The sequence below is a fragment of the Secundilactobacillus similis DSM 23365 = JCM 2765 genome, assembly GCF_001311075.1.
Classification (GTDB): domain Bacteria; phylum Bacillota; class Bacilli; order Lactobacillales; family Lactobacillaceae; genus Secundilactobacillus; species Secundilactobacillus similis.
In genome coordinates this window covers 1-7,998 of the sequence record NZ_BBAD01000114.1, presented here as the reverse complement: position 1 = coordinate 7,998, position 7,998 = coordinate 1, and the positions used below count along the sequence as shown (strand labels likewise).

Below are 7,998 nucleotides of genomic sequence, written 5' to 3'. Positions count from 1 at the left end.
CCTCGCGCGCCTCCGCCTCCCGCTACATGGTGCGCTGTCGATAATCAAAACTGCCAGATGTCACATTCTGAAGTTGACGAAAACGTTAGCTGGTACCTCAACAACTGCAGAAACGATTGTGGTTAATGTACAGTAACCGCAATAAGTCAACGATTGTACGCATACTATTGCGTGCCACGTTTGGCGAAACAAATCGTTGTAATTTCGTAGTTAAACATGCAATTAAACACTTGAGATGCTCTGCAATAGCGCCGAATTGCGCAATGTGAGATGCAGGTAGTCAACTAGGTGGATGCTGTGTCGCGATAATTGGTGGTTGTTGATGATTTTCCAACAACCGCCAATTATCGGGGACGAATTGAAGACTCGCACGTTTTTTGGCGAGGCTTCAATTCGAGGACTGAGACCGCCTTTTGGCTCAGGCCGGCCCCACAGCAGGAACCTAGTTGACTACCGGAATCGACAGTTCAAGCAAATCACCGCACTTCACAAACTAAAGCTAAAGATGCTTACGCTGGACACAAGCGACCTGACACAACAAAAAAACGCCCGCCAAGGTCGACAAGTTGTTACGAACACTTATCTATCTTGGCGGCGCCCCGGGTCATCGTTGAGAGGGATGACTCGTTTATCTGTAGGTTGTAGTTTTGTAGTTGAGAAGGTTAAATTCTTCGTTTAACACTAATTATTTAGTAAAGTCAACGACCATCCGGCCTTCGATCTTACCAGCTTTCATTTCATCAATAATATCATTTACTTCGTCCAATTTACGAGTTGCAACAATTGGCTTAACGCTGCCTTCAGCAGTTAACTGGAAGGCTTCAGCTAAGTCTTGACGGGTACCAACTAATGAACCAGCAACTTGAATCCCATCAAGGACGACTTTAACAATGGATAATTCCATCTTACCCTTTGGTAAACCAACGGCAACGACCCGTGCACCAGCACGAACGGAGTCAACGGCTTGATCAAAGGCAATTTGTGAAACGGCGGTTACCACGGAAGCGTGGGCGCCACCGACTTGTTCTTGGATCCATTTGCCAGAATCGGCTTCTTTAGAATTGAAGGTTAAGTCAGCCCCAACCTTTTTGGCAGCTTCGAGCTTGTCATCGTTAATGTCAATCGCAATGACGTGTGCCTTGAAGACATTCTTAGCCCATTGGATGGCTAAGTTGCCCAGACCACCGGCACCGTAGATACTAATCCATTCACCTGGGTGAATATTAGCAACTTTAAGTGCTTTATAGGTGGTCACACCGGCACAGGTAATTGAACTGGCAGCAACTGGATCGAGGTTGTCAGGAACTTTGACGGCGTAATCGGCGTCGACGATGACTTCTTCAGCCATAGCGCCATCGACGTTGTAACCAGCGTTTTCAACGTCGCGGCATAATGTTTCGCGGCCAGTTAAGCAGTATTCGCAGTGACCGCAACCCTTAAAGAACCATGCAATCGAAACGCGATCGCCTGGTTTGATACTCGTAACACTATCACCGACCTCTGTAACAATGCCGACGCCTTCGTGGCCAATGATTCGACCTGGCACTTCGCCAAAGTCACCATTGGCAACATGAAGGTCGGTGTGGCACAGGCCACAGTACTCTACCTTAACTAACGCTTCGTTAGCCTTGATATCACGTAATTTAACGTCTTTAATGTCAACATATCCATCTGAATTTGAACGTACTACAGCGGCTTTCATAGTAATGAAACCTTCTTCCAACGTATTGGTCGTGCACCAACATATCTAGTTTATGAAAGCGCTGTCATTTTGTCAAGGCCGGGATTTCTCGTTGACTAAAAGTTAGCATATAAAACTCGGAATTAATTGTTAAATAATGTACAAGAGTGACATTTTTTCAGCTAGATACGAACAATTGTGCAATAGCTATCTTAAAACAATCGTTTGATGACGAACTTATTAAAATATTAAAATTAAATAATTATTTCTAATAGTGATAGCGTAAAAGAAAATGTGTATCACGTGATACAAATAATCAACCAATAAAACTAACGATAACGTTAACATTTTAAATGAGGTAGGCCGATAATAAAATAGGTGCGCTACTAATGCTTAGTATCAGCATCGTAGCACACCTATTTTGAAGTAGACCAAATCAACTTTGTATCCATTTTATGAATGCGTATTAGTTTTAACTATTAGGTCAGATTATTTATTTAAAAATGATAATGGTTTTGAATTGTCGTGACGATGATTAATTTTCCGTTTTCCGAAATGATCGGGTTGTGAAGGCGATAACTAATGCGATCACTGCCAAGACAACGCAGGTAAACGGCAACGTGAACGCCGGCCGTGAAAGCGCTTGGCATTCAGGTGACTAGCCGCTTGGCCCATACTCAACAAACTGGTTGCCAAAGCGGTTGCGATGGCCCCGATGATTTGCTGAAGGGTGTTCATGATGGTGCTCCCATCACCGGAAGTTGGGCCAGTTAAGGCGCTTAAAGCGTGGGTTTGAGCGGGCGACATCGCGAGTGGACAGCCGATCATCAAAATGATGTGGGCGGCGATAACGAAGGCAACTGCGGTGTGGGTACCCGTGGTGAGTAACATCACGCCACCGATAACGGCAATGATAAAGCCGATTCGGGTGAGCCATTTAGCACCGAAGTTATCAAATAACCGACCGGAAACGGCGGAAACCAATGCGTTAACGATCCCACCGGGTAACATGATGATCCCGGTCATTGCGACTGGCAACAACAGTCCTTTTTGCATATACATTGGCAAGATGTACATTGCTGAAAGAATGATCCCGAAATCAAGCATCACCATAAGCGCGCCGGCCCGAAAGGCGGGTTTCGCAAAAATCTTCAGGTTCAAAATTGGTTCGGCGATGTGCAGTTGACGATAAGCGTAGAAGACCAAGACCACGATCCCGAAGACTAAGAGGCCTAACACGAGTGGTGAGCCCCAACCGCGAGAACTGGCGAAACTAACGGCAGTGACGACGCTTGCGAAGCCGATGACACTACTGAGAATCGATAACACGTCGACTTTAGGCCGCGTTAATTCGCCGACGTTTTCCAATGACGTGAGGGCGAAGAAGAGGGCGATCACTAAGAATGGGACGAAGGCCCAAAAGATCCAGTGCCAAGAGAGTTTGGCGAGAATCAGACCAGTTAACGTCGGGCCAATGGCGGGCGCAAACATGATGACGAGGGCGCAGACCCCCATCGCCGTCCCCAACTTAGCGGGCGCGAAAACCTGCATGGCGACCGCAAACATCAGCGGAAGGATCAACCCAGTCGCAATCCCTTGGATCATCCGACCAACTAATAGAATCGGAAAACTCGGGGCTAAAGCGGCGATGATGGCCCCAACGAGAAAATCGAGGAGTCCAAAGATCACAACTTGACGCGTGGTAAACCACTTCGTAATCAAGCTGTTGAGGGGTAAAATAACCCCAATGATCAGCATGTAGCCAGTAACCAACCACTGAACCGTGGCTGTAGTGACGCCCAGGCTTACCATTAGTTTCGGTAAGGCAATATTGAGGGATGTTTCTGAAAACATACCGACAAAGGCGCCGATTAACATACTTGCCATCGCGAGTGCGGGGTGTTTAACAACCACCCGTGGCTTGCTGGCATTAAAAGTTGCTTCTTGTTCCATAAGGCAAATTGACCAGCTTTCTGAAAATAATTGATGTAAACAGTTGGTTACATTACCAGAAAATTTGCGGCTTCGTAAGTGTTTTTTTCGAACACGCCCATTTAGTTGTACGGTTTTGGCCCACCCTCCAACGTCATTTGTGATAAAATATACCCATTACAAAGCAACCACTAAATTAGGAGCGCACGGGAATGAACGGCTTTTTTTCACGGGATAATTTACCTGAATTTTTAAGAAATAAGCGTCTGCGGGGACTCGCCCTGTTTATCATGGTGCTGTCTGTGATTGGCATCGTGCTGGCCTTTTTGTTTTCCTGGATCTTAGGGATTGCAGCGTTAGCGGCGGTGATCACGAGTTTGATCTTCGCGTTCAACACGATGAACGAAATTAGCGGCGACATGAACCGCTACATTGCTGACCTGTCTTTCCGGATCAACCGGGGTGAACAAGAGGCACTGATCGATATGCCCGTTGGGGTGCTGATCTTTGGCGATAACGATGCCATTGAATGGGTCAATCCGTACCTACAGCAATATTTTGGGGACCAAGCAGTGTTAAGTCGCCGGTTAAGTGACGTTGATCCGGAGTTGGAAAAGCTCATTATGGACCACGTTGACGATGACGGCGCACAGACGGTGACTTGGAATGACCGCCAATTTTCATTTTTAGTGCAACGGGATTTCCGAGCGGTCTACCTGATGGAAGTGACGCACTTTACTCAGATCGAACAGCGTTATGAAAATGAACGCGTTGCAATTGGCCAAGTTTTTTTGGATAACTACGACGAAATCACCCAGTCGATGACGGATCAGGATATTTCGAATTTAAGAAACTACGTAACCAACGAACTGTCGGCTTGGGCGCAACGTTTCGGCATGTACCTCAAACGGCTGGATGACGACCACTTTTTGGTGTTCATGTATGCGAAGGCAATGCGGGCCGTTGAAGCGGACAAGTTTAGTATTTTAGACACGATTCGGGAGAGTACCTCCAAGCAAAACTTCCCGTTGACGTTAAGTATCGGGATCGCTTACGGTGGCTCTGATTTAACCCGGTTAGCGGATCAGGCGCAGAGCAACCTTGATTTGGCGTTAGGCCGAGGCGGTGACCAAGTTGTCGTTCGGGCTCAGGATGCCGAGGCCCGCTTCTATGGTGGTAAAACCAATCCAATGGAGAAGCGGACACGGGTTCGGGCGCGGATGATCTCTCAAGCCTTGCAAGAACTGATGTCACAGGCTGATATGGTTTTCGTTCAGGGACACCAGCAGCCCGATATGGATGCGATTGGGGCTTGTCTGGGGATTCGGCGGATCGCGCAGATGAACCAAAAGCCGTGCTACATTGTGCTGGATCAAGAAACGGTCCACTCGGATGTGCAACGGTTGCTGGTTTCATTACGGGATTACCCAGAGATTTTTGAATCGATCATCACACCTGAAGAAGCCCTCAGCAAGATGACCAAACAAAGTCTGCTGGTCATGGCGGATCACTCGAAGCCATCGTTGTCAATTTCACCAGAACTCTATCAACGCCTTGAAAACCGGGTCATGATCATTGACCATCACCGGCGGGGCGAGGAGTTCCCTGAAAACCCGATGCTGGTTTACATCGAACCTTACGCCAGCTCAACTTGTGAGTTGATTACGGAAATGTTTGAGTATCAATCTCAAGAGAGCGAACCGATCAACAAGATTGAAGCAACCGCCATGTTGACGGGGATCTTTATTGATACCAAATCCTTCTCATTGCGGACGGGTTCAAGAACTTTCGACGCCGCCAGTTACTTACGGTCAGCCGGGGCCGATTCGGTTCAAATGCAGCAGTTTATGAAGGAAAACGTGGATAGTTACTTACAACGCAATCATCTGATTGAATTGGTTGAATTTGTGACACCGGATATGGCCGTGGTGGCTGGTGAACCGGATGAAATTTATGATCCAGTCACAGCGGCTCAGGCAGCGGATGACTTACTGAACATGTCCGGCGTTGACGCGTCATTTGTCATCACCCACCGCGAAGACGGACGCATTGGTGTGTCGGCTCGGAGCATGGGCGAAGTTAACGTTCAAGTCATTATGGAACAGATGGGTGGCGGTGGTCACCTGTCTAGTGGGGCGACACAAATTGCTGACAGTACGGTGGCTGATGTGAAGGCCCAACTGGTCGGTATTTTGACCAATACCGAGTCTGAAACGACCACATCTGAGGGTGAATAATTGGCCCAATTATGGTAGAGTTATTTTACGAGCGTGCGTTTGAAAAATCGATGATGATGTCGGTGATTTGGCGCATGAGATCATGATAAAAATGTCGACGGTTACCGCCACATTTGATTAAAGGAGGACTTACTGTGAAAGTAATCTTTTTACAAGACGTTCGCGGTAAAGGCAAGCGCGGCGAAATTAAGAATGTGCCTGACGGGTACGCCCAAAACTTTTTAATTAAGCAGGGCAAGGCGAAGGCCGCAACGAGCCAAGCATGAGCCAATTAAAGGGCCAACAAAAGGCCGAAGCTAAGCGTGAAGAAGAGCTTAAAGAAGAGGCTGAAGTTGTTAAGAAGACCTTGGAAGACGGCAAGACAATCGTTGATCTGACAGCCAAGGCCGGCACTGATGGTCGCTTATTTGGTTCGATCCCAAGCAAACAAATTGCCCAAGCCTTAGAAAAGCAGTATGGTATTAAATTGGACAAGCGAAAAATCGAACTACGGGAACCCATCAAGATGATGGGCTTCATCAACGTCCCAGTGAAATTACACCAGGACGTGACCGCAAAGATTCGGGTCCACGTGGTCGAAAAGTAACCACGGTGCTACCGATATCAATCGGTAGTCGTTGAAATGGCGTTAATGACAGGGTCGATGGCAAGTAAGCTTGTCGCGGCCCTGTCTGCGGTTAAGAGCTAGGAGAGTATGTATGAGTGAAGGGTTAAGGGATCAAACGCCACCCCAAAATATCGACGCCGAAAAAGCGGTGTTAGGCGCGATCTTTCTTAGTGGTGACGCGTTAGTTGATGCAATGGAACAGCTTCAAGCTGAGGATTTCTATCGACGCGCTAACCAATTGATTTTCCAAGTGATGGTCGACTTAAATGACCGGGACGAAGCCATTGATGTGGTGACCGTTACCGATGAGTTAACTCGGCAAAATCAGCTGGACGATGTTGGTGGCATGCCATACATTGGTGAATTAGCCACCTCCGTTCCAACGGCAGCCAATGTAGGCTACTACGCCAAAATCGTGAGCGATAAGGCGACGTTACGGCGGTTGATTCAAACGGCGACGAAGATCGTCACGGAAGGCTATACCGAAGATGCGCCCGTTTCGGAGTTATTGGATAGTGCTGAACAGGCCATCATGAACGTTACCGAAGCGCGGAATCAATCCGGTTTTAAGATGATCAAAGACGTGTTGAATAACACGTTTGAAGAAATTGATCGTCTGTCACAACAGGGTGACACAATTACTGGGTTGTCGACGGGCTATCCGGATTTGGATAAGATGACGACCGGGCTCCATGATGATGAACTCATGATTTTGGCTGCGGCCAGCTGTTGGGAAAACCGCCTTTGCGTTGAACATTGCGCAAACGTGGGGACGAAAACGGATAAGGCCGTTGCCATCTTCAGTTTGGAAATGAGTGCCGAGTCATTGGTCAGCCGGATGTTGTGTGCGGAAGGCAGTATCAACGCCAATCATTTGCGGACGGGGCAGTTGGAAGAAAACGAGTGGCAAAGTTTAATCGTTGCATGGGGAGTTTATCCAAAGCGAAGATCTTCATTGACGATACGGCCGGCATCAAGATGTCCGAAATTCGGGCAAAATGCCGCCGGTTGGATAAGGAACAAAATGGTAATCTAGGACTAGTTTTAGTGGATTATCTGCAACTGATCGAAAGTAGCGGCGCCGAAAACCGACAACAAGAAGTGTCAGCCATTTCGCGGCAACTCAAGAAGCTTGCGAAGGAACTGCATGTGCCGGTCATCGCACTGTCACAACTGTCTCGTGGCGTGGAACAACGTCAAGATAAGCGACCAGTGCTGTCCGATATCCGTGAATCAGGGTCAATTGAACAAGATGCCGACATCGTCTCCTTCCTGTATCGTGATGACTATTACGAGCGAGAAGACGGCGATGATGACGACAACGATAATAACGGTGGTGGCAACGACGAAGGCATCCAAGATGTGGGTGAAGTCGAAGTCATTATCGAAAAAAACCGGTCGGGTCCACGTGGGACCGTGAAGCTGTTGTTTGTGAAGTCGTTTAATAAGTTTTCTTCGGTGGCGTATACACCGGAGTAGAGAGCGGAGCAAAGCGGTTAAAGACTGGAGCATAAGGCCTCCTCGCCAGAAATCCCGGGTTT

Annotated in this window: 3 protein-coding genes and 2 pseudogenes; 3 read left to right on the top strand and 2 right to left on the bottom strand. The window is 47.8% G+C overall.

The window, feature by feature from the left end; genetic code table 11:
- Positions 1–685 precede the first annotated feature (685 nt).
- Both adhP and JCM2765_RS15405 read right to left on the bottom strand, forming a co-directional pair.
- Positions 686–1,702 carry an alcohol dehydrogenase AdhP gene (gene adhP, locus JCM2765_RS15410; RefSeq protein ID WP_054737454.1) on the bottom strand — a complete coding sequence of 339 codons (1,017 nt, stop codon included), beginning with the start codon at positions 1,700–1,702 and terminating at the stop codon, positions 686–688.
- Between the two features lie 567 nt (positions 1,703–2,269).
- Positions 2,270–3,634, bottom strand: coding sequence for a DHA2 family efflux MFS transporter permease subunit (locus tag JCM2765_RS15405; protein WP_082405177.1), 1,365 nt, complete (start codon positions 3,632–3,634; stop codon positions 2,270–2,272).
- A gap of 191 nt (positions 3,635–3,825) precedes the next feature.
- Here JCM2765_RS15405 and JCM2765_RS15400 point away from each other — a divergent pair, with 191 nt between their 5' ends.
- The 3 genes and pseudogenes from JCM2765_RS15400 to dnaB all read left to right on the top strand — a co-directional run bounded on the left by JCM2765_RS15400 (position 3,826) and on the right by dnaB (position 7,936).
- Positions 3,826–5,850 (top strand): DHH family phosphoesterase, encoded by a 2,025-nt coding sequence (locus JCM2765_RS15400; protein ID WP_082405176.1) that lies wholly within the window; start codon positions 3,826–3,828, stop codon positions 5,848–5,850.
- A 134-nt stretch (positions 5,851–5,984) separates the two neighbouring features.
- Positions 5,985–6,436: pseudogene (gene rplI, locus JCM2765_RS15395) on the top strand (50S ribosomal protein L9).
- Positions 6,437–6,548: 112 nt separating this feature from the next.
- A pseudogene (gene dnaB, locus JCM2765_RS15390) lies at positions 6,549–7,936 on the top strand (replicative DNA helicase).
- Positions 7,937–7,998 lie beyond the last annotated feature (62 nt).

Excerpts from the sequence above, each read along its gene's own strand:
- JCM2765_RS15405 (WP_082405177.1), bottom strand. The coding sequence starts at position 3,634 with ATGGAACAAGAAGCAACTTTTAATGCCAGCAAGCCACGGGTGGTTGTT.
- JCM2765_RS15400 (WP_082405176.1), top strand. The coding sequence starts at position 3,826 with ATGAACGGCTTTTTTTCACGGGATAATTTACCTGAATTTTTAAGAAAT.
- adhP (WP_054737454.1), bottom strand. The coding sequence starts at position 1,702 with ATGAAAGCCGCTGTAGTACGTTCAAATTCAGATGGATATGTTGACATT.